Raw genomic sequence first — 23,778 nt, 5'->3', positions numbered from 1 at the left:
ACCACATCATGCACTGGTTGCACTAGCGCCGCGAGCGCCAACAACAGGCCCACGACTGCCACTACCGGTGACGCGGCGAACGACCACCGGACTGATCAAACGCCGTTGCAGTACTAGCCAACCGGTGACAGCGCGACGTACGAAGCCTGGTGCTGAAGGCTCGGGAACGAGCTCGAAGCGTAGACGTTTCGTTAGTGTCGGCGAGTACCCTGCGTGCTCGGTTCTAACTCGTCGTAGTGATGGCTTACGGTTGCCCGGGTAACGATCTGACGTGGCTGCGACTCTTGCTGAACAGCTGAGGAAACATCCGTTTCCCCGCAGGCCGTCGAGTCCAGACCGCGTGCTCGTCTCGGGCCCTTCACCAGGCAGCCGCGTGGTCGCCTGAAGCCGCTCATTGCGCTGAGTTGTCAAGGCGAGCAAGGAGAAGCAGCTCCGTGGACTCCCGACAACCCCGGTGAGCGGCGTCCAGGATCCGATCGATGGGGCCCTCGCCGCGGCGCAGAAGGCCATTGACATCGCCGCCGCCGACAACGGCGCCGACGTTGGATGTTGCTTGCCACGACGGGTCGACGCGGGCTGCGTGATGCTCAGCGCCAGCAGTGAGGTCGACGCCGCCGAAGCCAATGTGGTCGCGGCGGCGGCGGCGGCGGTCGCGGCCGTCCGCGCCGTGCCTGCACTGCAGCTGGTGGTTTTTGACCTGACCGGGGTGTCGTTCTTCGGGTCCTGCGGAATCGCCATGCTGGTGCAAGCGCAGGCCGACATCTTGTTGGGCGGAGCGGCCATACGCGTCGTCGGGGACAGCAACCGTGTCGTCCGCCGCCCCCTGGAAGCAACAGGTCTCCTGGACCACTTCACCTGGCTGACCGCCGACTGGCTCTCCGGCACGGATGCGTTCGATCTGACCCTGAGAAGCCGCCGTCTGCCGATACACGGTGACGCCATTGACCGCTTCGGAAGCAAGTAGCTGCGACGACCTACCTAGCATTCCCTAAACGTGGGGCAGTTGGTGTGGCGGGTGGGTACTTACAGGTGGGCGGGGTGCACTGCGACGCCCCTCCGCGAGGTGTACCCCGCCCTCTCACCTACGGTGCTTATCTCATGCTCCGGGGTGAGCGGAAGTGATCAGCGGTGGCGCTGCAGAACGTTGATGAGCACGTTGGCGAGGCTGGCGGCGTCGTTGTAGCGCACACACGAGCAGCTGGCGCACTCATGGCCGGAGCGGAAATGCTCGTGGCTCGACTTGCCGTGTCCACAGCGGCGCCGCGACTGATCCTGCGGATGGTCATCTCTGGCAGCGGCCGGGCCGTCCTGCGGAGCTGATCGTTGTGCCGGGATCCGGACCGGGGCCTGGGCTGCGGAGGGGTCGACATCATGAAGCGTGGTGTGCCGGGCCGACCTCCTGCCGCTGCGTCCGCTGCCGTATTCGTCCATTACCGCCCCCGAGGCCGAGCCGATCCGTACGACGGACATATCGGTCGGGGCGAGGGCGACGCTTCACGATGCGTCGGCGATCACCGGAACGCATGACGGATGCGCCTTTGTCACGGCGCAGGTCGGACGGCGAGTGATCGCCCATGGTCCATATGGGCGTGCTGGACACACCGGATGGATGCAACGGGCGCGGCCGTCTTCGGTAGCCGTGCCGACATGAGTTTCGACATGAGGGGCTTGTTGGGCTTGGACGCCTGCCCCAGAGGCCTCCCGGCTCCGAAGCAGGCGTCCCTTGCCACCTACCCCATGCACGCGCCCCCTCGACGCGTAGCGGCGGTGTCGACTCCGGAAAGGCGACCTCCCGGGAAGACGCAGCCAGCAAGCCGGCCCCCGCTGCACAGTGCAACGATCATGCACGTCGCCGGATACGCAGGCTTCGGCAGGGTCGCGCCTTCCGGCATCGTGCCGCGTCCGTTCCGTGGCACCAGCTTGGGCGTTCGCCCGGTGCCGTGGCCAGGCGGGCGGTGGCGCACAATGCCAGACGGAGCACGAATGCGATAGCGAGGAAGGGTAATTAGTTGGCTTGGCAGGTGCAGGAACGTCTACTCGACGACCTGGATGGTTCGGCTGCATCGGAGACGGTGGCTTTCGAGCTCGACGGCCGACGGTACGAGATCGACCTGTCTACCGCCCACGCCACGGAACTACGAGCGGCGCTGGCGCCGTTCCTGCGAGCTGGCCGGCAGACCCAGGCGGCCCGCCGACCCGACCCGGACGCTGTCCACGACACGGACTTTCGGGCGGATGCAGGTGCACCGGGTAGTAGCCCAGCTCCCGCTCCCGCGCACAGCGATTCAGATGGGCGGCCTAATCGTCAGCGCGGTCCGCTGCAGCCGGCAAGCACACAGCAGCAACCGTCCTGTCCCGAGCCGATGGATCCGACGCCGCAGATGCCCGTGGCTCAGCGGGACATCCGTTGTCGCCCGCCGTTGGTGGCAGACCCCTTTGCCATCCCGGGGGTCTCCTGACACTCGTACTCGTCCGAGCCGCGCACATGAGCGGGGCTGGACCGGAGGGCCTGGCACTGGGGAGCGGAGTCAGCCCCTCCGGTGCCGTTCACGGTAGTGCGCGTGATCGTTTTGGAGATCAACAACTTTGGCGATGCGTGTAGACCCGCTTTCTGCCGGCGGCCTGCACCTTGTGTCCGGCGGTGAGAATCCCGAGCTGCTGTCAGCTCAAGATTGAGACGGACCGTACGGGGTATAGCCAGCCTGGACGCGATATTCAGTGATGGAGGTTTCTCATGGCTCTGAATGACGATGACATCACCACGACGCCGGAGGGCGATGAGCCTGAAGGTCCGGCCGACTCCGGTGCGGGCGGGGGTACGCCTGGTCAGCACGATGGCGGAGCGGACGGCGGCGCGGACGGTGGTGCCGAGGGGCCTGCTGACTCGGGTGCCGGTGGCGGCACGCCGGGTGAGCATGATGGTGGCGCCGATAGCGGTGCGAGCTGAGCTGAGCGGGCCGGTCACCGATGCCGGGGCACCCGAGCAGGGTGTCCCGGCTTCGGTGTATTCCGATTCGACGGCGCTCGGGCAGTTGGTCGGCCCTGATGCTGAGCTGTTTGCCACCCGGCACTGGGGCCGCGAACCGTTGTTGTCCCGGGCGGCGGACGCTATCGGGCCTACCGGCCTGCTCGACCTCGATGATATTGATGAGTTGTTGTCTTGTCGGGGACTGCGCGCGCCGTTCCTGCGCGTGGTGCGCGATGGTGCCGTCGTGGACTCGGCTGATTTCACCGGCAGCGGTGGCGTCGGGGCCGAGATCGGCGACCAGGTCCGGGATGAGCGCGTAGCTGCGCTGTTCAGCGAGGGCGCCACTTTGGTACTGCAGGGGCTTCATCGCACCTGGTCGACGGTGATGGACTTCTGTACCGAGCTTGCCGGGGAGCTTGCGCACCCCGTCCAGGCCAACGCCTACGTCACTCCACCGCAATCGCAGGGCTTCGCCGCCCACTACGACGTACACGATGTCTTCGTCATGCAGGTCGCCGGGCGCAAGCACTGGCGTATCCACACACCCGTCCATACCGATCCGCTGCGGAACCAACCGTGGGAGATGCACCGGGACTGTGTCACCGCCCGAGCCCGGGACGACGAGCCTGCGATCGACACCGTCCTCGAGCCGGGTGACGTTCTCTATCTGCCCCGCGGTTGGCTTCACGCGGCTACCGCGCTGGGCGGCGTCTCGGCGCATCTCACCATCGGCGTGCACGTGATTACCCGCTTCGCATTGGTCGAGGCCCTTGTCGCGCTGCTCGACGACGACGAACGCTTGCGGGTGTCGCTGCCCCTCGGGCTGGACGTGGCCGATCCCGCCGCGCTGGCCGGACACCTCGATGTGGTGCGCGAGACGCTGGCTGACGCTGTCGCGAGTGTGCCCGTCGAGGCCGTCGCGGGCCGCGTGCGTGAACGGGTCTGGACCGGTAGCCGTCCCGAACCTGTCCGGCCGATCAACGGATCACTGTTCCTGCACGACCTCGGTCCCGCGGACACCGTGCGCCGACGTGGCGGGTTGCGCTACCGCCTGACCACTGTCGACGATGGCCTGATGCTCGAGCTCGCGGACCGGAAGATCCAGCTGCCCGCGGTAACCGGCCCAGCACTGCGGGCCCTGCTCGGCGGCGCCGCCCAGCGCGTCGGTCGCCTGCCCGGCCTTGGTGAGGACGACGGCGTCGTTCTTGTCCGCCGCTTGCTGCGCGAAGGCGTACTCGTGCCCGCCACCCGATGACGGTGGCAGATACGACGGTGGGGGACAGGACGCGACTGCGCTGGCCGGGCTGCTCACTACTCGCCGACGTCGCAGAGGACTCCCGAGAAGGCAACGCGCCACCGGCCCGCCAATGGCTGCTCATCGAGCACCCAGGGCCGTGGGCGCGCCTCCCGCTCAACTCGCCCGGGCTCGACAGCACAGCGATGGATCGACTCAAGGCCTGGGCCGAGGCCGAGTCCGCAAGGATCGTGCTGATCCGCCGACCCGGTCGTCGCGGGGCAGAGCAGTTGCCGCGCCAGTGGATCCGGGTCGATTCCCGGCCCGGCCGCGAGCAGATCCGCACCGGCACGTGGAGCGATCCCGTCTCGCTTGCGGCGGCTGCTCACGGCGCCGGCACCTCCTACGATGACGTGCTTGCGCTGGTCTGCACGCACGGTCGACACGATGCATGCTGTGCGGTGCGAGGGCGCCCGCTCTCCGCGGCGCTGGCCGCGACAGACCCCGCGGCGGTGTGGGAGTGCAGCCACATCGGAGGCTGTCGATTCGCACCAGCGCTGGTCCTGCTACCGCACGGCCTGGTGCTGGGCGGCGTGGAACCCGGCCAAGGGCCGGCCGCGCTCGCCGACTACCGCCGCGGCATGGTGCGAGCCAAGGACGTGAACGGTCGCGGTCTGCTTCGTGGCCGCTCGGCGCTACCGCGGCCCGCGCAGGCAGCCCAGGCCTACGCGCGGGAGGCAACCGGGACCGCCGATGTCAACGGACTCCGCGTGGTGGAGCTGGTCAGCGGGCAGGGAGACGAGTGGCGGGTGCGGCTTCTCGACCCGAGCTGCGAGGTGGTGGTGCGTGAGCGCGGTGTCCACGTCGACCGGCCTCTGACGTGTGCCTCCCCGCCGTCGGCGACAATGCGAGTCTTCGAATTGGTGAGCGTGTCCAAGGCATGAGTCAGCACTGAGGCCCAGTGTCGGCAGACAAGCCCTTGATCGTTATCCGTGCTCAGTGAGGGCACCCAAGTTTGGTCTCCAGCCGTCGGCGCCCGACCTCAGGACAGCGAGCAAACGCCGAGGCCGTACTTTAGCGACGGCCCACGGCCGGCGGGGACGGTTACGTGCTTAATGTGGCAGTGCGGTCGGTCATCTCATGGACCAGCTGCCGAATCAGGCGCTGGGCCCGTCGTGTTGCGTCGGTCTGTGGCCGCAGGTCCGCCAGGCCGGCCAGCGCGTCGGTCAGGACCGTGGCCGCCGCCGCAGCGGGAGCGTCCTCCAGGTCGGCGGCTACAGCGGCGTCCGCGTCGACTTCATGGTGCAGTACCCGACGGCTGACCCCTGGCGTCCAGCGCAATGCGTGGTCGAGCCGATCGAAGGTGAGGGCCCGGAGGTTTGTGCCACCGCCGCGTTCCACCAGCCGTAGCGTCGCCGCACTCGGACCGCCGTAGGTCACGAGCTCGTCCTGCGCGATGCCAAGCCGTGCCCGTCGGCCGGCCACCGCCCGGGCCAGCGCCGACCAGTTCTCGCTCATCTGGCCCCCCGCCACGCCTCAGGCGCCGGAGCTGAGGGCCGGCAGTACGAAGCAGATGGTGGTCAGCCCGGCGGCGATCACCAGCATGACCAGGATCGCCGCCAGGAACAGGCTGGTCGTCGGCATCGGGGGGTGGCGGCGTCGTCGCAGGCGGTGACGTCCGATTGAGGCGGTCTCGGCCATTGTTCCTCCTCGTGCCCTGGGGGGGCGGCAGAGCCTCGGAGTGTCAGGCTCTGCCGCGTCTTACCCTGTGCACGACGTCGACAGTAGACTGTCGCCCCCCTCGGGCTAGCCACCAGCAGCTTCGGTCGACGTCGTATCGGACCAACGACGCGAACCTGCCCTGGGTTAGGGACACCAACGAGTGATCGTTCTCGTGCGGAGGGTGCGTGATCGTCCAGCAGGCGGGCTGACCGGTTGACCGGTCGTGCCGAGCGGGACACCAATTGTCTAACAGGAATCTCCCCCTGGGGGCGGACCGCCGCCGCACGGCGTCGGGCCGATCCCGACTCGTCGACCTGACGACGAGACGAGCAAGGCACGTCGGCCAGCTCCGTGTTCCTGAACCCAGCTCCAAGAGACGGCCACCGCAGAAGAGCATCAGCGAGGGCGTGGCGGTTTAGACTTTCCTAAATTCAGGAGGTCGAGGCCGTGCCAGTTCGTTCCCGTGCCACCGAGCCGCTCTACCAGATCAAGGCAGACTTGTTCAAGTGTCTCGCCCACCCCGCTCGCATCCAGGTCCTGGAGGCCCTTGCCGCGAGCGGACCCGAAGGCGCTGCGGTGACCCAGCTCCTCGAGCTCAGCGGCTGCGGGTCCTCCCAACTCTCGCAGCATCTGGCTGTCCTGCGCAGGTTCGGGCTCGTCACGTCCAACCGCGCCGGTAACGCAGTCGAATACCGGCTTGCCGAGCCACTCGTGGCCGAGCTACTGAAGGTCGCACGGGCGTTCCTGCTCGCAGGTCTGGCTGATGAGGCACGCCTGCAGGCCCTCCGAGCGCTGCCACCGATACCTGGTGCGACCCCGGCCACGTTGCTCGAGGCATCCAACGATGCCCTGTCGGCGAGCCCCGCGCAGTGAGGTTCGCCGATCTTCTCCCGTCTTGCGGCGATTACGCTCTGCGGCCTCATGGTTTGCGCGCCGATCTGGTCGCCGGCGTGACAGTGGGGGTGGTGGCGCTGCCATTAGCGCTGGCGTTCGGTGCCAGCGCTGGTGTCGGCCCCGCAGCGGGGATGGTGACCGCGGTCGTCGCAGGGGTGGCCGCGGCGGTGTTCGGGGGGTCGAACGTCCAGGTCTCCGGGCCGACCGGGGCGATGGCCGTGGTGCTCGCACCAATCGTGGCCGCGCACGGGACAGCTGCGATCGCCCTGGTCTCGGTACTCGCCGGGTTGATCGTGCTGGTCTCGGGATTGTTGCGGCTGGGCCGAGTGGTCACCCTTCTCCCGTGGCCAGTGGTGGAGGGCTTCACGTTGGGGATCGCGGCCATCATCGCACTGCAGCAGATCCCCACGGCTGTGGCGATCTCCGTAGAGACCGGCCGCGGCACCCTACTCACCGCAGCGGACGCGGTTCGTCGGGTATTCATGGTCGCCGATCTTGCTCCGACACTCTGGACCCTCGGCACGGTCGCGGTGGTGATCGTCGTCATGTTTCTGCTACCGAGGCTGCACGCCTCGATCCCAGCGTCGCTGATCGCGGTCGCAGCAGTGACGGTCCTTGCCGAGGTACTCGGTGTCCCGATTGCCAGGATCGGCGGGCTCCCGAGCTCTCTGCCCCTACCGGCCTTCCCGGCAGCAGATATCGGAACCGTGCGAGACCTTTCCGGGGCGGCTCTCGCAGTCGCAGCACTCGCCGCGATCGAGTCGCTGCTGTCCGCTCGTGTCGCCGCGTCGATGACCCGGGTGCCCTGTCAGCCGGATCGTGAGCTGGTCGGACAGGGCCTCGCATCAATCGTCTCCGGCATCTTCGGCGGCATGCCCGCCACCGGGGCGATCGCACGGACCGCGGTGAACGTCCGCTCCGGCGCACGCACACGGCTCGCCGCGATCGCGCACTCCCTGGTCATCCTCGCCGTCATCTACCTCGCCACCGGTCCCGTCTCCCGGATCCCCCTCGCCGCTCTCGCCGGCGTGCTGATCGCAACAAGCCTACGAATGCTGCCCGTAGCTACCGTCCGGGCCGTGTTCGGTGCCGGCCGCGGCGCCGCCCTCACCTTCACCGTGACAGCGGTGGTCACGATCAGTCTTGACCTGGTCCAGGCGATCGAGATCGGCCTGCTGGTGTCGGCTGTGCTCGCCCTCTGGCACCTGGCCCGGGCAGCAGCTGTGCACCGCGAGCCGCTTCCAGGACCTGCCCGGACCGGGGACGAACGCATCGCACTGTTCCGTCTCGAAGGCGCCATGTTCTTCGGCGCCGCCGACAGAGTCTTTTCCACGATCGCCGGTCGTGCCGATGTCGACGGGGTGGATGTGGTGATCCTGCGACTGTCCGGGGTCGGGATGCTGGACTCCACTGGAGCGCGTGGGCTTGGGGAGTTGATCGAGAACCTGGAGTCCGCCGGCAAGACCGTACTGGTCAAAGGTGTGCAGAACCAGCATCGACGAATCCTCGACGGCGTAGGTGCGATCGACGCCCTTCGCCATCACACTCATCTGCTCGACGACCTCGACACCGCAGTCACCCACGCCCGTTCCCATCTGCTTGCCCGCACAGAGAAGGAACTCCCGGACGGTCGCGCACGCCCACGGTGATCACATCGAGGTTGTCGCTGCAGCTCTCGAGGAGCCGCGCAGCACCCCAGCTCACCGGTCAGTTCGTTATCGCCGTGGACTCCGCAGCCGAGATGCTCATTACGGTCGGTGACTATCTGGAACTCATCCGTAGCGAAGCCGCCCGGGGTGTCGTCCTGCGGCGTTCCGCATCTCCTCAATGCTGGTCGAGCTACTCGGCTGCTCCTGACGGACCCAGAAGTGACAAACGGGATCATGAGAGGATCGAGCTGCGTCCGGCGCTACTCCGGGCTGGGCTACCCCTCGCTACTCGCTCGTCCTGCAGCTCAAAGTCGATCATCGTATCCGCGAGCGGTTGCTGCTGGTGTGGGAGCAGGTCCCTCCCGCTCAGGTCGAACAGGTAGGGCAGGTCCGTTTCGTGGGGCTGCAGCGGGTGCGAAGTCCGGCGTAGATGCTCCGTTGACGTCCGGTGCGGTCGGCTCTGCGGAATCGTAGCCGTGGACAGGTGCGCGGCGAAGGCGGCGTAGCTCCGCCCGGCCTTCGTGGCATTTGTGCTGCCGTCGCGGCGGCGTTGGGTGAAGCTCGCCTTGAGCGCGATGAGCGTTGCGGGCAATCTCCAGGTCCTCGCGGGCGGGGACGACGAGGACCCGCACCGTCGCACCTTCCGCCGTGATCTCGCCATCGGTGGTTGCGTTGCGGCCCGGGTCGACGTCGACGCCCAGGAAGGCCACCCGGTCGGCGACCCGGGCGCGCACCACCTCGGAGTTCTCCCCGACCCCGCCGGTGAAGGCGAGCGCGTCGAGGCCACCGGCGGAGACCGCCATGGCGGCGATCCGGTGGCAGCAGACGTCGAGGGCGAGGCGGGCGCCCGCGTCGTCGCGTGCGGTGATCTCCTGCAGGTCGGGGGTACCGGCGAGGGCGGCCAGGCCGCACCGGTGCTCCAGGGTCTCGGCGATCTCGTGGGCTTCGAGGTGCTCGCGCTCGGCGAGCCAGAGCTCGAGCCCGGGATCGACGCTGCCGGAGCGGGTGGCTATGACCAGGGCCTTCGAGCGGGGTGAACCCCGTGGTCGTGTCGACGCTGCGCCCGTCGAGCACGGCGGCGAGGGAGGCCGGCGCCGAGGTGCGCGGTGACTATCCGCCGTCCCCCGGTCCGCTCGGCGACCTGTGCGGCGCACCCAGGAGTGCGAGGCCGTGGAAGCCGTAGGGGCGGATCGCGTTGCGCTCGCGCCACTCCCGCGGCACGGCGCAGGTCGCGACGGTTTCGGGCAGGGTGCGGTGGAAGGCGGTGTCGACGCAGGCCACGGCGAGCACGTCCGGGAGGATCTCGGCGACGGAGAGCTCGTCAAGCCCTTGGCGGACGTCGTCGTCGACCACGACGGGATCGGCGAACCGGGTGCCGCCGTGGACCACGCGGTGGCCCACCACGTCCGGGGTCGGCCACTCGCGGATCGGCCCTTGCGCCAGGATCCTGCCCCGGATGAGGCACCGTCGGCGCACCCGACGATTCGCAGACCTTGTGCCATAGAAACCGGTTAGGTGTCACACCGTTTTCGCCAGCGACCGGATCCGGAAGGCGAGTACTCCGAGTACGAGGCCGCCGGCCACCGAGAACACGCCGACTAGCCAGAGCAGGGCGAGGATCCCGGTAGCGGGCCAGACCAGCAGCAGGATGCCGAAGACGATGTCGAGAGCTCCCTTCGCGATCGTCCAGCCCCAGCGGTCGTCGGTGTGACGTCCGCGGATCCCCTCGGCAATGCCGGCGACGCCGAGGACGATCGCCCAGAAAGCGATCACGTAGAGCAGTGACAGCGCGGTGACGCCCGGCCAGACCAGGGCGACGATTCCGGCGATGACCGAGATCGCGCCCTGGGCCGCGGTCCAGCCCCAGGACTTCTCGGTGCCCCTGCTCCTGACGGCGAGGGAGATGGCGGTGACGCCGTCCATGATCGCGTACACGCCGAACACGACGACCAGGGCGACCAGCGCGATGCCCGGTGACGCGAGCGTGATGATCCCGAAGGCGAGGATCAACAGGGCGCGGATGAGGACCAGCCACCAGGCGGTTTTGAGCAGCGGGCGTAGGTCCGTGTCGAACGTGGGCTCGCCGGTGGTTTCGCTTGTCACGCAAACCTCGCAGGGGAGTTCGGTGGGTGGGGTCAGTCTGCGAAGACCTCGCGCAGCTTCTGCTCCTGCTCGGTCGAGAGGTTGGTGAAGAGCAGGTCGGCGGAGACGTCCTCGAAAGCGGCCGCGACCTTGTCCGGGACCGCGTCGCTGCTGAGGATGAAGAGGGCGGAGGTGCCGGGGGTGATCTGTTCGCGGGTCTTGGCGATGAACTCGTCGTCGACCCCGTAGTCGGAGAACCGGCCGGCGAGGGCACCGGCCGCGGCACCGATCGCGGCGCCGAGGAGCGGCATGAGGAAGATCAGGCCGAATAGCATGCCCCAGAACGCGCCGCCGAGGGCTCCGGCGCCGGCGAGGTTGTGCAGCTGACGGGTCTTGGGCTTCTTGGCGCCTTCGGCCCAGGTGACGGTGGCGGCGTCGTGGACGGTGATGAGCTGCTGGCGGGCGAGGTGCTCGAGGCGCGAGACGGCGTCGTCGGCTCCGCCTGCTGTGGGGAATCGCCACACGGTGAGGGTCGACATCGTTTCCTCCTGGCGGCGCTGTGGCCGTGGTGTCGGGTCGGGGGTGGGGTCGAGCTTTCTCGGGCCGCGTGCTGGTGCCCTCCTCCGCGGCGGGTGAGAGTTGGGTGGTCAGTCCTCGACCCGGTTGACGGCGACCACCTGCAGCCCGAGGTCCTGGATGAGGGCGAGGACGCCGTGCAGGTGGGCGTCGTCGATCACGGTTCCGCGGACGACGGTCTCCGGGGGTGCGTCGGTGACGGTCATCCCTTCGAAGGCCTCGCGGGTGTCGGGCCCGAGGTGGCCGGCGATCCGGAACTCGTAGCGGTGTGACGTCATCGTTCCTCCGCGCTCGGGTCGGTGTCGGTCGGTCGTTCAAGGGCTCCCGGATCCGGGAGCGGGGAACCGCCGTTCTCGGGGGCACGGCTGCCGAGCAGTGCGTCGAGCCAGCGCGCCCGGGGATCGGCGTCGACGAGCAGCACCTTGGCGAGAAGGGTGAGGGGCACGGCGAGGACTGCCCCGAGGGGACCGAGCAGCCATGCCCAGAACACCAGGCCGACGAGGGTGAGCGAGACCGACAGCCCGACTGCGTCGCCGACGAACTTCGGCTGCACCACCGACGTGAGCACGAAGTTGATGACGAGGAACACCACGACGACGATCACGAGGCTCTGCCAGCCCCCGGTGAGGAGCGCGAGCAGCGCCGGCGGGACGAGGCCGATCCAGAAGCCGATGTAAGGGATGTAGTTGGTGATGAACACCAGCACGCCCCAGAGCACCGCGAGCGGGATCCCGAGCAGGCCGAGCAGGACGGCGTCGACGATCCCGGTCGCCAGGCCCACCACAGTTGTGACGAGCAGGAACCGGCGGGTGCCGGACGCGAAGTCGCGCAGCGAGGCCGCGATGTGGGGCCGCTCGGCCTCCACCGCGACGAGCCGCGGTCCCGCGCCGGCGGCCTCGATGCCGAGGAACAGCAGCAGGGACAACAGGAAGACGAGGTTGCCCGCGAGACCGGCGAGGCCGCTGAGCAGCCCGGTGACGATGCCGACCAGGCGCCCGTAGTCCAGGCCGGACGCGATGGCGCGCAGCTGGTCGGGACCGACGCCGAAGCGGCCCAGCAGGGAGGTGGCGGAGGTGAGGACGGTGTTGAGCTCGCCGGCGTAGGAGGGCAGGACGGTGGCCAGTCTGGCGACCGAGTAGACGATCACGGCGGAGAGGACGAGCAGGACCGCGTAGATGGCGATCACCAGCAGGGTCGTGGCGAGCCAGCGTGGGGCGCCGGCGCGGACGAGCCGGCCGTGGAGCGGGTGCACCATGATGACCAGCACCAGGGAGAGGAACACAGGCCCCACGAGCCAGGACGCGGCGGCGGCACCGGCGGCGATGATGACCACGGCGGCCAGGGTGAGCAGCACGGTCGCTGCCCGGGGCATGCCGCCCGTGGCGTGGGGCGGGTGGTCGTGCGGCGGCACGGTCATTCGCTGTTCCCTGGTCCGAGCGGGCGGAGACGTCGGGGAAGGCTCCCGCGACCGGGGCGCCCTGCCATCCCTCGATCCGGGTGAGAAGTCGCCAGCCAGGCGGCGAGCGAGAGCAGGACACGCGCCGCGGCGAAGAGGAACGCGAGGACGGCGAGAACGCTGCCGAACACCGCGCCGCCGAGGGAGCCGGATGTCGCGGCGATCGTCAGGGTCGTCGCGATCGTGATGGCTTCGAGCAGCATCGCGCCGAAGGCCGCGACGGCGGCGGTGCGGCGCAGGGGCAGCGCGTGGCCAGGCAGCCGTCCGAGCATCCAGGCGAGCACGAGCACGGTGACGCCCCACCCCAGCACGACACCGAGGACCCCCACGGCGACGCCCGTGAGCGGTCGGCCTGCCAGCCCGAGCAGGTCGAGGACCGTGTCCAGCCCGCCGGTCGCGCCGACCGTCAGCGCCACCGAGCCCACGAGCGCGACCAGCAGCACCAGCAGCGAGCCGACGTCCCGCAGGACCCGGGTGACCGAGGCGGGCGGTCGCGGGGGGAGCTCCCACATCGCGGCCAGGGCCTCCCGCACGACGGCCATCCAGGTCGCGCCGGCCCAGATCGCCGCAACCGTGCCGACGGACGCGATCGGCGTGCGGCCGGCGACCGCGGCGGTGACGAGCGGGACGACGGCGTCGGCCACCGGCGCGGGGAAGCTTCCGAGCACCCACTCCTCGAGGTCGGTGACGAGCGCCGGCCGCAGCCACAGCAGGAAACCGGCCGCGGAGAACAGGACCATCAGCAGCGGGGTCGCGGCGAGGACGGTGGCGAAGGCGATCGCCGAGGCGAGGTGGTTGCCCCGCTGGGCGAAGAAGCGCCGCCCGGCGCGATGCAGGTGGTCCGCCGCCGGGTAGCGGGCGCGGATCCGCGCCACCTGCCGGCGCACGGGCACTAGATCGCGATCGTGCCGGTGGCGAGGCCCGCGATCCCGGCGACGGCGCCGAGTACGACGACGACCAGGAGCCCGATCTCGACCCGGGTGAAGGCGGTGCGGCCCTGCTCGCGTCGGGCTCGCACGTAGAGCAGCGTGCCGGGGGCGTAGACGATGCAGGAGAGCAGCAGGTACTCCCAGCCCGCCGCGACGATCAGGAACAGCGTGTACAGGGTCGCGAGCGCGGCGACGAGCAGCTCACGGGTCCTGCCGGGCGCGACTCGGACCGCGTAGCCGGCGGCGAGGAGGTAGGGCACCAGCGACAGGGAGGTGCAGAGCTTGAGGGTGAAGGTGAACGCGTCGTCGGAGAACAGCGTGAGCAGCAGGACGACCTGGCTCAGCCCGCTGGTGAGGAGCAGGGCCGGCGCGGGCACGTCCTTCGCGTTTGTCCGGGCCAGGAACCTCGGCATGTCGGAGTGCTGGGCCGCGACGAAGAGGACCTCGGCCGCCATGAGCGTCCAGGCCAGGTAGGCGCCCAGCACCGAGACGATCACGCCGATGCTGATGAACACCGCGCCCCACTGCCCGACGACCGACTCGAGCACCCCCGCGACGGACGGCTGGCGCTGCCCGACGAGCTCGCCCCGGGACATCACGCCGTAGGACAGGATCGACACCGCGGCGAATAGTGCGAGCACGGATAGGAAGCCGACGACGGTGGCGCGGCCGACGTCCTCGCGTCGTTTCGCGTAGCGGGAGTAGACGCTGGCGCCCTCGACGCCGAGGAACACGAAGACGGTGACGAGCATCGTCGACAGGATCTGGGTGCCGAGCCCGTCGCTGAAGCCCTGGCCGCCGAAGAAGTTGGCGGAGAACACGTCCGCCTTCAGCGCGAAGACCAGCACCACGACGAAGGTCACGAGCGGGACGATCTTGGCGATGGTGACGATCGTGTTGATGCCCGTGGCCTCGCGGACGCCGCGGAGGATGACGACGGCGAAGAGCCACAGGCCGATCGAGGAGATCGCGATGGCGAGGATCGTGTCGCCCTCGCCGAGCGCGGGGAACACGGCGCCGAGGGTCGACTTGATGAGCACCCAGTACGTCACGTTCCCGACGCAGGCGCTGGCCCAGTACCCGAAGGCCGAGAGGAAGCCGGGATAGTCACCGAAGCCGGCCTTGGCGTAAGCGTAGACACCGGCGTCGAGGTCGGGCTTGCGCACGGCGAGGTTCTGGAAGACGAAGGCCAGCATGAGCATGCCGATGCCGGCGATCACCCAGGCGATGATCGCGCCGAGGCCGCCGGTGGTCTGGGCGAAGTTGCGCGGCAGGGAGAACACGCCGGCGCCGACCATGGAGCCGACGACCATGGCGGTCAGGGCCGGGAGGGCCAGGGTCGCGACGCCCGCCTTCTTCTGCTGCTCGTCGGTGGAGCTCATCGGGAGCGCACCACGGGGTCGCTCGACACCTGGGCCGGCACGGCGAGCACGATCTGCTCGCCCGAGTCGAGCGTGAAGGTGATCGGCAGGCTGACACCGGGAAGGATGCGGGAGGTAAGTCCGTCGACCTCCAGCCGGGTCGAGTCGGACTCCTGCATCGAGAGGGTCTCGCCCGCGTCCAGCTCGATGCGGACGGGGCCCCGCGTTCCGTCGGCGCTGACCTCGGAGATCGCGCTGGCGCCGCTGCTGGACGCTCCGGTGATCGTCACGGCGGCGTCCCCGCCGTTGTAGACCGTCAGGTGCAGGGGAACCTGGGCGCCGGGCTGCCAGCCCTCACGGGGTGGCGTCGCGAGGTGGACGTGCAGCAGCTGCAGGTCACCGATCTGGCCGTAGTTGCTGTCGCGGGTCTTGACGAACGGGGGTGGAACAGCGCAGGCGGCCGCCAGTCCGGTGATGAGGCACGCCAACGCGATTCGGCCGACTCGCCGGCGAAGCGCGGCACGGTCTCCGTTGCGGTTCTTCGCCATCGGTCGCCTCTCCGCGGATGTCCCTCCCGGACGGCGGTCGCACCCGGCGCGCTACACGATGCCTGGCTTGGGCGGGTTCATCCGTCACCCGTCGTGGGTGAGAACTGGGCGCGCACCGTGAGATGCGGGGTCGCCAGTGGAATCCCGCGGGTGGTGAACGCGGTCTCGGTGGCCTCGAGGAGTGCCCGTTGCAGCTCGAACTGGCGGCCGGCGAGGGTGCGGACACGGAGCAGCAGCGTGACCCCGTCCTGGTCGAGGGCCTCCACTCCGAGGAGCTCGGGCGGGGCGAGGACTTCGTCGGCGAACGGTGGGCGGGCCGCGACCTGGGTTGCGGCCTCGAGCAGGGCGCGTCGGGCGGCCTGCACGTCCGCCCCGTGAGCTACCTGCACGTTGACCATCGCCCCGGACCACACCTGGGACTGGTTGCCGACCCGGTCGATCTTGCCGTTGCGGACGTGCCACACGGTGCCGTCGAGGTCGCGGAGCACGGTCTCGCGTAGCGACATGGCCTCGACGACGCCGACCGCCTCACCGAGATCGACCTCGTCCCCGATGCCGAAGTGATCCTCGAGCAAAATCAGCACGCCGGCGAGGAGGTCCTGGATCAGGCTCTGCGCACCGAAGGCGATCGCGACGCCCGCCAATCCGGCACCGGCGATGACGGGGCCGAGGTCGACGCCCAGGATCCCTGCCACGGTGATCACCGCGATTGCCCAGACCAGCGCAGATAGGCCCCCGGACACCGCGGTGGCCACCGCCCGGGCCCGCGTGGTGCGGCGGGCTTCCTCCCGTTCGGGCATCGGGTCCGAGAACGGCTGCCGCGGCGATGCTTTCCCGGTGCCGAAGGAACCACGGAGTGGGACGAGCACATGCCCGCGAGCCAGAAGCCGATTGACGCCCCGAGCCACCAGCCGGCGGATGACCAGGCGGGCGAGCCAGCCGAGCGCGAGCACACCGACGATCGCCAGTGGTCGTCCGACCAGCCAGTCCGCCGCCGACGCCAGAGTGGCGTTGCTGCCGGTGCGGTCGTAGACCCATTCACACACTCGGAAGGTCTCGGGCCCGCACACTCCCGGTGCCGGCCCCGCCAGGGCTGCGGTCACAGCCGGGTCCCTGCCCGCCGCCGTTGGACCAGCCATCCACCGACGGCCAGGGCCAGCAGTGCCGCGGTGGCGGCGATGCTCTCCGCCGCCGTTCCGGGATCGTTGAGGAAAGCGATCCCGGCCGGGCCGAGGAGCGTGACTCCGAGCAGGACGAGTGACGCTCCACCGAGTGCGGTCAGGACCTGCACGAGCGGACGACGGAATCGCAGGACGCCGATCGCACAGACGAGGGCCACGAGAGCGACCACCGCCACGGTGACGCCCCATCCCCAGGCCTCGGGGCGCACGGTTCTGAGCACCGCGAGCGCGACCGCGCCGCCGGCGAGGGCACCCACGACGAACAGGGCTGTACCGACCACGAGTGCGGTCAGCAGCAGGGCGCAGAGCCCGCTGAGAGCTCCCGTCAGCAGGCGGACGGGCAAGCCCGCGCCGAGTAACCCGGCGAGTGACGACCCCACACCCAGGCCGGCGCAGAACGCGGCCGCTCGCAACGCCCGTCCTCCGACGAAGCACAGCAACAGGCCCAGGACCGCGACCAGAGCTCCCCACCCTGCCAGCCATTCGTTCGGCATGCGCTTCCTCCGGTCAGTGGCGGCGCGGCATCCCTCAGGAACCGAGAATCCGCGCCTTCTGCGCCGAGAACTCGTCCTCGGTCAAGACCCCCGCTGCTCGCAGCTCGCCCAGGCGTGTCAGCCGGTCGAGCAGGTCGTCGGGGCTGGCCGGTTGTGGTGCGGCCGCGGGGGCTGCGCTCCGGCGGAACTCGTCGAGCTCCTGCTGGTCGCGGGCGGCGGCTTGCTGACGAGCCGTGACCCGGCCGGCAACGGATGAGGCTGTCCCGGCGATCACCGCCGTCCGGGCCATCGTGCCGAGCAGGCCCGGGCCCCGCCTGCCCCGACGGGAGAGTCCTCTCATGGGGCGATTCCTTCCTGGGTGGCCCGCAGCGCCACGGCGAGGGCGTCGGCCCGGATGCGATCGTGGGTGAGGAGTCGACCTCCGGCCTCCCGCACGACTGCAGCGAGCTCGCTCGCCCACAGGCTTTCCCAGACCACGACGAGGGCGGTGCTCCCGGGTGTGAGCTCCTCCGTGATCACGGGCAGGTCCTCCTCGCTGAGCAGACCGAGGACCTCGCCGTCGACGCCGTCGAGGGCGGCTCGGATCGGCAGGTCGAGCTCGTCGTACTCGGCGATCTCGACCCCGCCGTGCTCCGGCCGCCGCACGAGGAGCAGGTCGAGGATGCGGACCGTCCCCGAATCGACGAGGCGGGCGATCGCGGGAACGACCGTCGGGTCGACGTTCTCGCCGGGGAAGTCGAGCGCGACCCACTCGACCGGCCCACGGATCGTCGGGCCGCTCATCGGTTCAGCCCTTCGAGGACCTCGACGACCATCCGGGTCGCGCCGCTCGTGAGGATCATGACGGCGATGGCGGTGAGCAGGATGCCGGCGATGCGCTCGAGGAACGCCTGTGTGGACGGTTTGGCCCGGCGCTGCACGTGTGCGGAGGCGTAGAGCGTGATGCCGGTGACCGCGGCGTAGGCGATACCGGCGACGGACAGTGCGACCACGTCGAGGGTGGAGGCGGCCTCCGCCCGGAACCCGACGAAGAACGCGAAGGTCGTCCCTCCCACCGTGAGCGGGAAGGTGACGGGGACGAACGCGTACTTCCGCCATCCGACGCCTGTCGCAGGAGCTTCGGTGGCGACCGCTGCAGTCGCCGAGCCGGACGAGGCCGCGCCAGCTCGTTCCGGCGGGTCCTCGTCCTCCTCGGGTTCCGGGGGGTGCGCGGCGACTCCCCGCATGAGCGGGATGCCCTCGTAGAGCAGGGCGATGCCTCCGACCGCGGTCAGCGCGGCGGTGCTGATCCCGAGGAGCTCCAGGAGCGGCTCGCCCACCCAGAGCGCCACGAGCCCGAAGATCGCCGCGTTCAGGAACAGGGCGACCGCCAGCCGGAACTGGTCGCGGCTGCTGAGCTTGGAAACGACCGGGAAGTACGACGAGAGCGCAGCGACCGGGCTGTAGAGCGCGAAGAGCGCGAGGAAGAGCAGCAGAGGCTGCTCGAACAGGTTCATCGCGCTCAGAAGTCCACGGCGTCGCGAACGAGCGGGCAGGTCATGCAGTGCCCGCCGCCGCGCCCGCGGCCGAGCTCCGCGCCGACGATCTCGATCACCTCGACGCCGGCCTTGCGCAGCAGCGCGTTGGTCACGGTGTTGCGGTCGTAGGCGAAGACCACCCCGGGTGCCGCCGCGACCAGGTTGTTCGCGCTGTCCCACTGCTGGCGCTCGCCCGCGTAGGCGTCGCCGCCGGTCCCGATCACCCGGAACTCCTTGAGCCCGAGCGCGTCCGCCACGGTGTCGGTGAACGAGCCCTTCTCCTCGGTCACCTCCACGGGCTCCTTGTCGCCGGGGCGCAGGGAGAAGGTGTGGATGCCGTCGACGATGTCGAGGTACGCGGTGGCGATGTCGCGGTCGGCGAAGGTGAACACGGTGTCGAGGTGCATCGCCGCGCGCAGCTTTGGCATGCCGGCGACGATCACCCGGTTCGCCGCGCCCTGCGCGAACAGCGCCGCCGCCATCTGCGTGATGGCCTGGCGGGACGTGCGCTCGCTCATGCCCACGGCCACCGCTCCGTTGCCGATCGGCATGACGTCGCCGCCCTCGAACGTCGCCAGCCCCCAGTCCTGCTCGGGATCGCCCCACCAGACCGTCGAGCCGACGAAGTCCGGGTGGAACTCGTAGATCGCCTTCATGAGCAGGGTCTCGTCGTGGCGAGCGGGCCAGTAGAGCGGGTTGAGGGTGACGCCGCCGTAGAGCCAGCAGGTGGTGTCGCGGGTGTAGAGGGTGTTCGGCAGCGGCGGCATCAGGTACTCCCGCACGCCGGTCGACTCCCGTGCCAACGCTACGTAGCCGGGCCGGAAGTCGTCGGGCAGGTCGTGGGTCGACAGCCCGCCGATCAGGAACTCGGCCAGCTCGCGCGAGCCGAGCTCGTCGAGGAACGCGCGGGTCTCGGCGACGAGACCCAGCCCGACCTCGTTGGCGACGATCTTGCGGTCGAGCAGCCAGGTCCGGGCCTCGGGGATGTCCATGGTCTCGGCGAGGAGGTTGTGCAGCTCGACGACGTCGATGCCGCGCTGGCGCATCTTGGCCATGAAGTCGAAGTGGTCCCGGCGGGCGTTCTGCACCCAGAGCACGTCGTCGAAGAGGAGGTCGTCGCAGTTGCTCGGCGTCAGGCGCTCGTGCGCCCGGCCGGGCGCGCACACGAGGACCTTGCGCAGCGTCCCGACCTCGGAGTGCACTCCGTAGGCGGCGGACGGGCGCGAGTTACCTGCAGTCATGTCTGGCACGTTCCTTCGCTCGGATCGGGCCGACCCAGGGGTCGAGGGATCACGGCAGAGCATGCGGGCGGAGCACGACGGCAGGGCTCACCCGCAATGGGTGAGTACTGAGACGGAATGCCCCCGTACGGTCGTGGGGTGTCCGACCGGATCACCGCAGGCATCGTTGACGTATTCGTCTATGTGGTCGTCCTGAACCTCTTCATCGAGTACTTCCCCGCGGCGATCAGCGAGACGTTCACGCTCTCGCTCGTCACTGCCGTCCTGTTGAAGGTGGTCCTGGAGGGTGTCGTCGCGGTGAAGGACCGGGTGAAGCGCCGGTTCCTTGAGGCGACGGGCCCGCTCGGCAAGGTCTTCGCGGCCGTGCTGCTGTGGGCGGTGTTGTTCGGGAGCAAGTTCCTCGTGCTCGAGGTGGTGGCGCTGGTGCTCCGCGGGCGAGTGGAACTCGGCGGGTTCTTCTCGGTGACGCTCCTCATCCTCGTTCTCATGATCGCCCGGGCCGGTGTGCGTCGGCTACTGCGGAGCGACGCCCCTGGGCGGGCGGGCGCGGGGGAAGCGAGATGACAGCCATGTCAGGATAGGACGACATCCAGTCGTCATGCTCCCGGCGGGACTGCAAAGGACTCCGTTCGGCCTAGCGAATTCATTCAGAAGGGCCGGAAACCGCACTGGTCCGACAGGCCCCCTCTCCGGGAGGCTGAGTGCGTGGAGCGTGTGGCCTTGGTGTCCGGAGTGGTCAGAACGCTGACCCCTCGTGGTGTCGTGGCGGCCAAACTGGCGAGGCCCCGGCTCTCGCCGGTCCACCTGCACCGGCCACGCCTCCTCGGCTTGATCGGGGCCGACGACGCGCCTGTCACGCTCGTCAGTGCGCCCGCCGGATACGGAAAGACCTCCTTCGTCGCGGAGTACGCCGCCGAACACCCCGCCGACGTCGGCTGGCTCTCCCTCGATGGGAACGATGACGAGAGCCGGCTCTGGGCCGGGGTCCTCGCGGCGCTGTGCACCTGCGCAGCCATTGGGGCCGACAACCCATTGCGGGGTCTCGTCGTCCCCGACTCGCCGACCGCGGACCCGGCCTTCCTCGGCGCCGTCGACACCGCCCTGCGGGAGCTCCCGATCCGGCTGACACTCGTCCTCGACGACCTGCAGGAGCTCGGGCCAGGCTCGCGAACCGCTCTGGACCACCTCGCGCGGCGGCTCCCCGAGACCATCCGCCTGATCCTACTCACCCGCACCGATCCGTCGCTCTCTCTGCAGCGCCTCCGGCTCGAGGGACGACTGCGCGAGATCAGGTCCGCCGATCTGGCGATGGACGTCGCCGAGGCCACCGAGCTGCTTGCCAAAGCAGGCCAGGACCTGCCACGGGAACAGATCGAGGTGCTGGTCGAACAGACCGACGGCTGGCCCGCAGGCGTGCGCCTGGCGGCCCAATCCCTCGCGGCGACCACCGACCCGGACGCCTACCTCGCTGACCTCGCCGGCAACGACCGGGCGATCGCCGACTACCTGTTCAACGAGATCCTCTCCCAGCTACCGGAGCGCACGGTCGACGTGCTGCACGCCGTCTGCATCTGTGACCAGCTGCCGTCGCCGCTTGCGGTGGCCCTCACCGAGACCGACGACGCCGCCGAGATCCTCGACTCCCTCGAGCGAGGATCCGGGCTCGTCACTGCGTACGGGCCGGGGCGCGCGCAGTACCGGGTGCATCCGCTTCTCCGTTCGTACCTGCAGGCGAGCCTGCGACGGACCCGCCCACGGTCGATCGCCGAGATCCACAGGCGGGCCGCAGGGTGGTTCCTCGCACACGACCGTCCGGCTGAAGCCATGTCCCACCTGACGATTGCCGAGGACTCCGAGGGCCTCATCGTGTTGCTGCGAAGATGCGGGGTGGACCTGGTGGAGACCGGCTACGGAAAGGCCGTCCTCGGAGCGATCGCCGCGCTGCAGGCCGACGCTCTTCGCACCGATCCGCTTCTTCTCGCAGTGCAGTCCTACGCTCACCTCGATCGGGGAGAGTTGGGCGCTGCACAGGCCTGCCTGGAGCGGGCTGCCGCGACGAGGACAGAGGACTCTGACGACCACGGAGCGCTCGCCGTCGCCCGGGCTCGCCTGGGTGTCGTCCAGGGCCGGCTCTTCTACCCCGAGGGAACCGCGGAGCCGCGGCTCGAGAACCTGCGCGGATCCTGGTCCGACCGCCTCCTCGAGGCCCAGACCGCCATCGCGTCGCGACAAGCGGACCACGCCGAACAGCTGGCCAGATCGGTCCTTGACGAGCCCGGCATCGACGAGTTCGCCCGGGCGCGAGCGATGAGCGTGCTCGCAGCCGCCACCGGCCTCTCCGGCGGGTTTGGCGAGATGGCCGACCTGGCCCGGCAGGCCGCTGGCCTGGGGCGCGCCACCGGCCGATGGGACGGGACTGAGAGCAGCGCGCTCACCGCCATGCTCACTGGGTACGCGGACCTGATGCGATGCCGTCCCGAGGACACCCTTGCCGGCCTCGCGGGCGCGGACCCGTACGTGGCGCGGATGGGTCCCGCGGTCGTGATCGGCCCGTTCGTCGACGCGTTGCGAGCAGCGGCGCGCTTCGATCTCGGCGAGCGCGAGGCCGCCCACGAGCTCATGCGCCGCGCACGCCGAGCCACTGTCGTCGACCATGCTCGCGACGAGCAGATCGCCCTTGTCGCGATGCTCGCACATGACATCGCCGTCCAGCTCGGCCACCGCGACGAGGCCCGCGCCGTCATCTCCTGGGCGGCTGACCGGCTCGCCGGCACCGTAGAGCTGGCCGTTATGCGAGCTGCCAGCCCCGCCGCCATCAGCAGGTTCGACGCCGCCCGTGGCCATCTCGCTCCGGTCCTCGACGGTACGTCGCCCAGCCAGCTGTCCTGGGCCTCTGTCGTAGGCTGGCTGCTGGAATGCGAGATCGCTCTCGGTGTGGGAGAAACGAACCGCGCGCGGCGTGCACTCGTCTCGGCTCTCCGTGAAGCCAGAGACGTCGACGTGTTGCGACCCCTTGTAAGCGCCCCAGCAGCCGTCAGCGCTCTCATGCGCAGCCGCCTGGGAGCGATGGGGGAATTCGACGACTTCGCGGCCACGGTACTGGCCGTTCGCGGACGCCACGGTCTGGCCGATCCACCGACCTTCACCGAACGCGAGCAATCGGTTCTGGCGCTACTGCCGTCGCTTCGCCCGATAGCCGACATTGCAGTTGAACTGGGCGTTTCGTCGAACACTGTGAAGACACACGTTAAGGCGCTCTACACCAAGCTCGGCGCCTCCTCACGGCGGGAAGCAGTGGACACCGCTGCTCGCCTGGGCCTGCTCCGGAACGCGTAACGGCGCTGCATGACCTTCCCCCGCTGCCACGGACTCGTGGTGTGTGGGTTCAGGCCGCGTCAGCGGCCGGGGTGTGGGCTTGTTCGTAGTCGACGGGTGAGAGGTAGTCCAGCCCGGAGTGGCGCCGGACGGGGTTGTAAAAGGCCTCGATCCACTCGAAGATCCCGTTCGCCAGTTCTTGGCGGATGCGCCAGATTCGGCGGTCGAGTAGCTCGACCTGCATGGAGGAGAAGAAGCTTTCGGCGAGGGCGTTGTCGAAGCAGTCCCCGATCGAGCTCATCGAGCCGAGAGGCCCGGCCTGTCGTAGTCGCTGCCCGAACGCCCAGGACGTGTACTGCCTGGGTTCAATCGATCGTTGCAACACAGGGTCGTTGGACTGAGCGTAGCTGCTCCTCGAACACCTCGGCGGGGGTCTTCCACTCGAGGCTCTTGCGGGGTCTGTTGTTGAGCGCGAGAGCGACGGCTTCGAGATCTTCGGCGGACCAGCGTGAGAGGTCCGTGCCCTTCGGGAAGGTACTGCCGCAGAAGCCCGTTGGACGCTCCTATGTTTGTCAAGCGGCGGTGGGTTGTTCGGCTGTGGGTCGGGTCGC

At 69.5% G+C, this 23,778-nt stretch carries 25 protein-coding genes and 1 pseudogene; 8 read left to right on the top strand and 18 right to left on the bottom strand.

The genetic code is table 11. The annotated features are described in order from the left end of the window. The first annotated feature begins 454 nt into the window (after window positions 1-454). From ABD324_RS36455 to ABD324_RS36440, 4 genes are all read left to right on the top strand, one after another. Window positions 455-964 carry an STAS domain-containing protein gene (locus ABD324_RS36455; protein WP_344428244.1) on the top strand — a complete coding sequence of 170 codons (510 nt, stop codon included), beginning with the start codon at window positions 455-457 and terminating at the stop codon, window positions 962-964. 1,057 nt (window positions 965-2,021) lie between these two features. Continuing rightward, a complete protein-coding gene (locus ABD324_RS36450) occupies window positions 2,022-2,459 on the top strand; it encodes an Lsr2 dimerization domain-containing protein (RefSeq protein WP_344428303.1) in 438 nt (145 codons plus the stop codon). Window positions 2,460-2,777: 318 nt separating this feature from the next. Then, window positions 2,778-4,223, top strand: coding sequence for a cupin domain-containing protein (locus ABD324_RS36445; RefSeq protein ID WP_344428241.1), 1,446 nt, complete (start codon window positions 2,778-2,780; stop codon window positions 4,221-4,223). Continuing rightward, entirely contained in the window at window positions 4,220-5,146 is a 927-nt protein-coding gene (locus tag ABD324_RS36440) for a sucrase ferredoxin (RefSeq protein ID WP_344428238.1), read from the top strand. The genes ABD324_RS36445 and ABD324_RS36440 overlap by 4 nt, the downstream gene beginning before the upstream one ends. Before the next feature lie 160 nt (window positions 5,147-5,306). Here the strand turns inward: ABD324_RS36440 and ABD324_RS36435 are convergent, their stop codons facing one another. Next, window positions 5,307-5,720, bottom strand: coding sequence for a hypothetical protein (locus ABD324_RS36435; RefSeq protein ID WP_344428236.1), 414 nt, complete (start codon window positions 5,718-5,720; stop codon window positions 5,307-5,309). A gap of 651 nt (window positions 5,721-6,371) precedes the next feature. Here ABD324_RS36435 and ABD324_RS36430 point away from each other — a divergent pair. Both ABD324_RS36430 and ABD324_RS36425 read left to right on the top strand, forming a co-directional pair. After that, a complete protein-coding gene (locus ABD324_RS36430; RefSeq protein WP_344428233.1) occupies window positions 6,372-6,797 on the top strand; it encodes an ArsR/SmtB family transcription factor in 426 nt (141 codons plus the stop codon). Between the two features lie 53 nt (window positions 6,798-6,850). Next, window positions 6,851-8,467, top strand: coding sequence for a SulP family inorganic anion transporter (locus ABD324_RS36425; protein ID WP_344428230.1), 1,617 nt, complete (start codon window positions 6,851-6,853; stop codon window positions 8,465-8,467). Between the two features lie 305 nt (window positions 8,468-8,772). On the opposite strand, the gene ABD324_RS36420 is transcribed toward ABD324_RS36425, so the two are convergent. The 15 genes from ABD324_RS36420 to ABD324_RS36350 all read right to left on the bottom strand — a co-directional run bounded on the left by ABD324_RS36420 (window position 8,773) and on the right by ABD324_RS36350 (window position 19,852). Beyond that, a complete protein-coding gene (locus ABD324_RS36420; RefSeq protein ID WP_344428227.1) occupies window positions 8,773-9,621 on the bottom strand; it encodes a hypothetical protein in 849 nt (282 codons plus the stop codon). Beyond that, window positions 9,578-9,943: a hypothetical protein gene (locus ABD324_RS36415; RefSeq protein WP_344428224.1), complete on the bottom strand. Its 366-nt coding sequence runs from the start codon at window positions 9,941-9,943 to the stop codon at window positions 9,578-9,580. The genes ABD324_RS36420 and ABD324_RS36415 overlap by 44 nt, the downstream gene beginning before the upstream one ends. Window positions 9,944-9,985: 42 nt before the next feature. Beyond that, window positions 9,986-10,570, bottom strand: coding sequence for an HdeD family acid-resistance protein (locus tag ABD324_RS36410; RefSeq protein WP_344428221.1), 585 nt, complete (start codon window positions 10,568-10,570; stop codon window positions 9,986-9,988). Window positions 10,571-10,602: 32 nt separating this feature from the next. Beyond that, entirely contained in the window at window positions 10,603-11,088 is a 486-nt protein-coding gene (locus ABD324_RS36405) for a DUF1269 domain-containing protein (protein WP_344428218.1), read from the bottom strand. Window positions 11,089-11,196: 108 nt separating this feature from the next. Next, on the bottom strand, window positions 11,197-11,403 hold the full coding sequence (locus ABD324_RS36400) for a hypothetical protein (protein ID WP_344428215.1): 207 nt from the start codon (window positions 11,401-11,403) through the stop codon (window positions 11,197-11,199). Next, window positions 11,400-12,542, bottom strand: a complete 1,143-nt coding sequence (locus ABD324_RS36395; protein ID WP_344428212.1) for an AI-2E family transporter — start codon at window positions 12,540-12,542, stop codon at window positions 11,400-11,402. The genes ABD324_RS36400 and ABD324_RS36395 overlap by 4 nt, the downstream gene beginning before the upstream one ends. Then, window positions 12,539-13,468: a YhjD/YihY/BrkB family envelope integrity protein gene (locus tag ABD324_RS36390; RefSeq protein ID WP_344428210.1), complete on the bottom strand. Its 930-nt coding sequence runs from the start codon at window positions 13,466-13,468 to the stop codon at window positions 12,539-12,541. Before ABD324_RS36390 ends, ABD324_RS36395 begins: the two co-directional genes overlap by 4 nt. A 5-nt stretch (window positions 13,469-13,473) precedes the next feature. Beyond that, window positions 13,474-14,892 carry a basic amino acid/polyamine antiporter gene (locus tag ABD324_RS36385; RefSeq protein ID WP_344428207.1) on the bottom strand — a complete coding sequence of 473 codons (1,419 nt, stop codon included), beginning with the start codon at window positions 14,890-14,892 and terminating at the stop codon, window positions 13,474-13,476. Beyond that, window positions 14,889-15,419 carry a copper chaperone PCu(A)C domain-containing protein gene (locus ABD324_RS36380; protein ID WP_344428204.1) on the bottom strand — a complete coding sequence of 177 codons (531 nt, stop codon included), beginning with the start codon at window positions 15,417-15,419 and terminating at the stop codon, window positions 14,889-14,891. Before ABD324_RS36380 ends, ABD324_RS36385 begins: the two co-directional genes overlap by 4 nt. Window positions 15,420-15,496: 77 nt before the next feature. After that, complete coding sequence (locus tag ABD324_RS36375) at window positions 15,497-16,522, bottom strand: mechanosensitive ion channel family protein (RefSeq protein WP_344428201.1); 1,026 nt, start codon at window positions 16,520-16,522, stop codon at window positions 15,497-15,499. Continuing rightward, the gene (locus ABD324_RS36370) at window positions 16,519-17,094 is read right to left on the bottom strand and encodes a hypothetical protein (RefSeq protein ID WP_344428199.1); all 576 of its coding nucleotides are present in this window, start codon (window positions 17,092-17,094) and stop codon (window positions 16,519-16,521) included. The genes ABD324_RS36375 and ABD324_RS36370 overlap by 4 nt, the downstream gene beginning before the upstream one ends. Window positions 17,095-17,128: 34 nt before the next feature. Further along, the gene (locus ABD324_RS36365) at window positions 17,129-17,383 is read right to left on the bottom strand and encodes an SHOCT domain-containing protein (RefSeq protein ID WP_344428197.1); all 255 of its coding nucleotides are present in this window, start codon (window positions 17,381-17,383) and stop codon (window positions 17,129-17,131) included. Window positions 17,384-17,430: 47 nt separating this feature from the next. Beyond that, a complete protein-coding gene (locus ABD324_RS36360; protein WP_344428194.1) occupies window positions 17,431-17,877 on the bottom strand; it encodes a DUF6325 family protein in 447 nt (148 codons plus the stop codon). Then, the gene (locus ABD324_RS36355) at window positions 17,874-18,590 is read right to left on the bottom strand and encodes a MarC family protein (protein WP_344428191.1); all 717 of its coding nucleotides are present in this window, start codon (window positions 18,588-18,590) and stop codon (window positions 17,874-17,876) included. The genes ABD324_RS36360 and ABD324_RS36355 overlap by 4 nt, the downstream gene beginning before the upstream one ends. 5 nt (window positions 18,591-18,595) lie before the next feature. After that, on the bottom strand, window positions 18,596-19,852 hold the full coding sequence (locus ABD324_RS36350; protein WP_344428188.1) for an arginine deiminase: 1,257 nt from the start codon (window positions 19,850-19,852) through the stop codon (window positions 18,596-18,598). Between the two features lie 138 nt (window positions 19,853-19,990). Between ABD324_RS36350 and ABD324_RS36345 the strand changes: the two genes are divergently transcribed. Further along, on the top strand, window positions 19,991-20,416 hold the full coding sequence (locus ABD324_RS36345) for a hypothetical protein (protein ID WP_344428185.1): 426 nt from the start codon (window positions 19,991-19,993) through the stop codon (window positions 20,414-20,416). Window positions 20,417-20,557: 141 nt separating this feature from the next. After that, window positions 20,558-23,188 carry a winged helix-turn-helix domain-containing protein gene (locus ABD324_RS36340; RefSeq protein WP_344428182.1) on the top strand — a complete coding sequence of 877 codons (2,631 nt, stop codon included), beginning with the start codon at window positions 20,558-20,560 and terminating at the stop codon, window positions 23,186-23,188. A gap of 49 nt (window positions 23,189-23,237) precedes the next feature. On the opposite strand, the gene ABD324_RS36335 is transcribed toward ABD324_RS36340, so the two are convergent. Then, window positions 23,238-23,468 (bottom strand): integrase core domain-containing protein, encoded by a 231-nt coding sequence (locus ABD324_RS36335; RefSeq protein ID WP_344428179.1) that lies wholly within the window; start codon window positions 23,466-23,468, stop codon window positions 23,238-23,240. A 64-nt stretch (window positions 23,469-23,532) separates the two neighbouring features. Continuing rightward, a pseudogene (locus ABD324_RS36330) lies at window positions 23,533-23,778 on the bottom strand (transposase); the annotation flags it as partial.

It is taken from the genome of Pseudonocardia ailaonensis, assembly GCF_039531635.1.
Lineage (GTDB): Bacteria > Actinomycetota > Actinomycetes > Mycobacteriales > Pseudonocardiaceae > Pseudonocardia > Pseudonocardia ailaonensis.
This window is presented reverse-complemented; position numbering and strand designations above follow the sequence as displayed.

Coding starts and splice junctions, on each gene's coding strand:
- ABD324_RS36445 (WP_344428241.1), top strand. CDS start 2,778: ATGAGCCTGAAGGTCCGGCCGACTCCGGTGCGGGCGGGGGTACGCCTG.
- ABD324_RS36440 (WP_344428238.1), top strand. CDS start 4,220: ATGACGGTGGCAGATACGACGGTGGGGGACAGGACGCGACTGCGCTGG.
- ABD324_RS36435 (WP_344428236.1), bottom strand. CDS start 5,720: ATGAGCGAGAACTGGTCGGCGCTGGCCCGGGCGGTGGCCGGCCGACGG.
- ABD324_RS36405 (WP_344428218.1), bottom strand. CDS start 11,088: ATGTCGACCCTCACCGTGTGGCGATTCCCCACAGCAGGCGGAGCCGAC.
- ABD324_RS36400 (WP_344428215.1), bottom strand. CDS start 11,403: ATGACGTCACACCGCTACGAGTTCCGGATCGCCGGCCACCTCGGGCCC.
- ABD324_RS36395 (WP_344428212.1), bottom strand. CDS start 12,542: ATGACCGTGCCGCCGCACGACCACCCGCCCCACGCCACGGGCGGCATG.
- ABD324_RS36385 (WP_344428207.1), bottom strand. CDS start 14,892: ATGAGCTCCACCGACGAGCAGCAGAAGAAGGCGGGCGTCGCGACCCTG.
- ABD324_RS36380 (WP_344428204.1), bottom strand. CDS start 15,419: ATGGCGAAGAACCGCAACGGAGACCGTGCCGCGCTTCGCCGGCGAGTC.
- ABD324_RS36370 (WP_344428199.1), bottom strand. CDS start 17,094: ATGCCGAACGAATGGCTGGCAGGGTGGGGAGCTCTGGTCGCGGTCCTG.
- ABD324_RS36365 (WP_344428197.1), bottom strand. CDS start 17,383: ATGGCCCGGACGGCGGTGATCGCCGGGACAGCCTCATCCGTTGCCGGC.
- ABD324_RS36360 (WP_344428194.1), bottom strand. CDS start 17,877: ATGAGCGGCCCGACGATCCGTGGGCCGGTCGAGTGGGTCGCGCTCGAC.
- ABD324_RS36355 (WP_344428191.1), bottom strand. CDS start 18,590: ATGAACCTGTTCGAGCAGCCTCTGCTGCTCTTCCTCGCGCTCTTCGCG.
- ABD324_RS36350 (WP_344428188.1), bottom strand. CDS start 19,852: ATGACTGCAGGTAACTCGCGCCCGTCCGCCGCCTACGGAGTGCACTCC.
- ABD324_RS36335 (WP_344428179.1), bottom strand. CDS start 23,468: ATGAGCTCGATCGGGGACTGCTTCGACAACGCCCTCGCCGAAAGCTTC.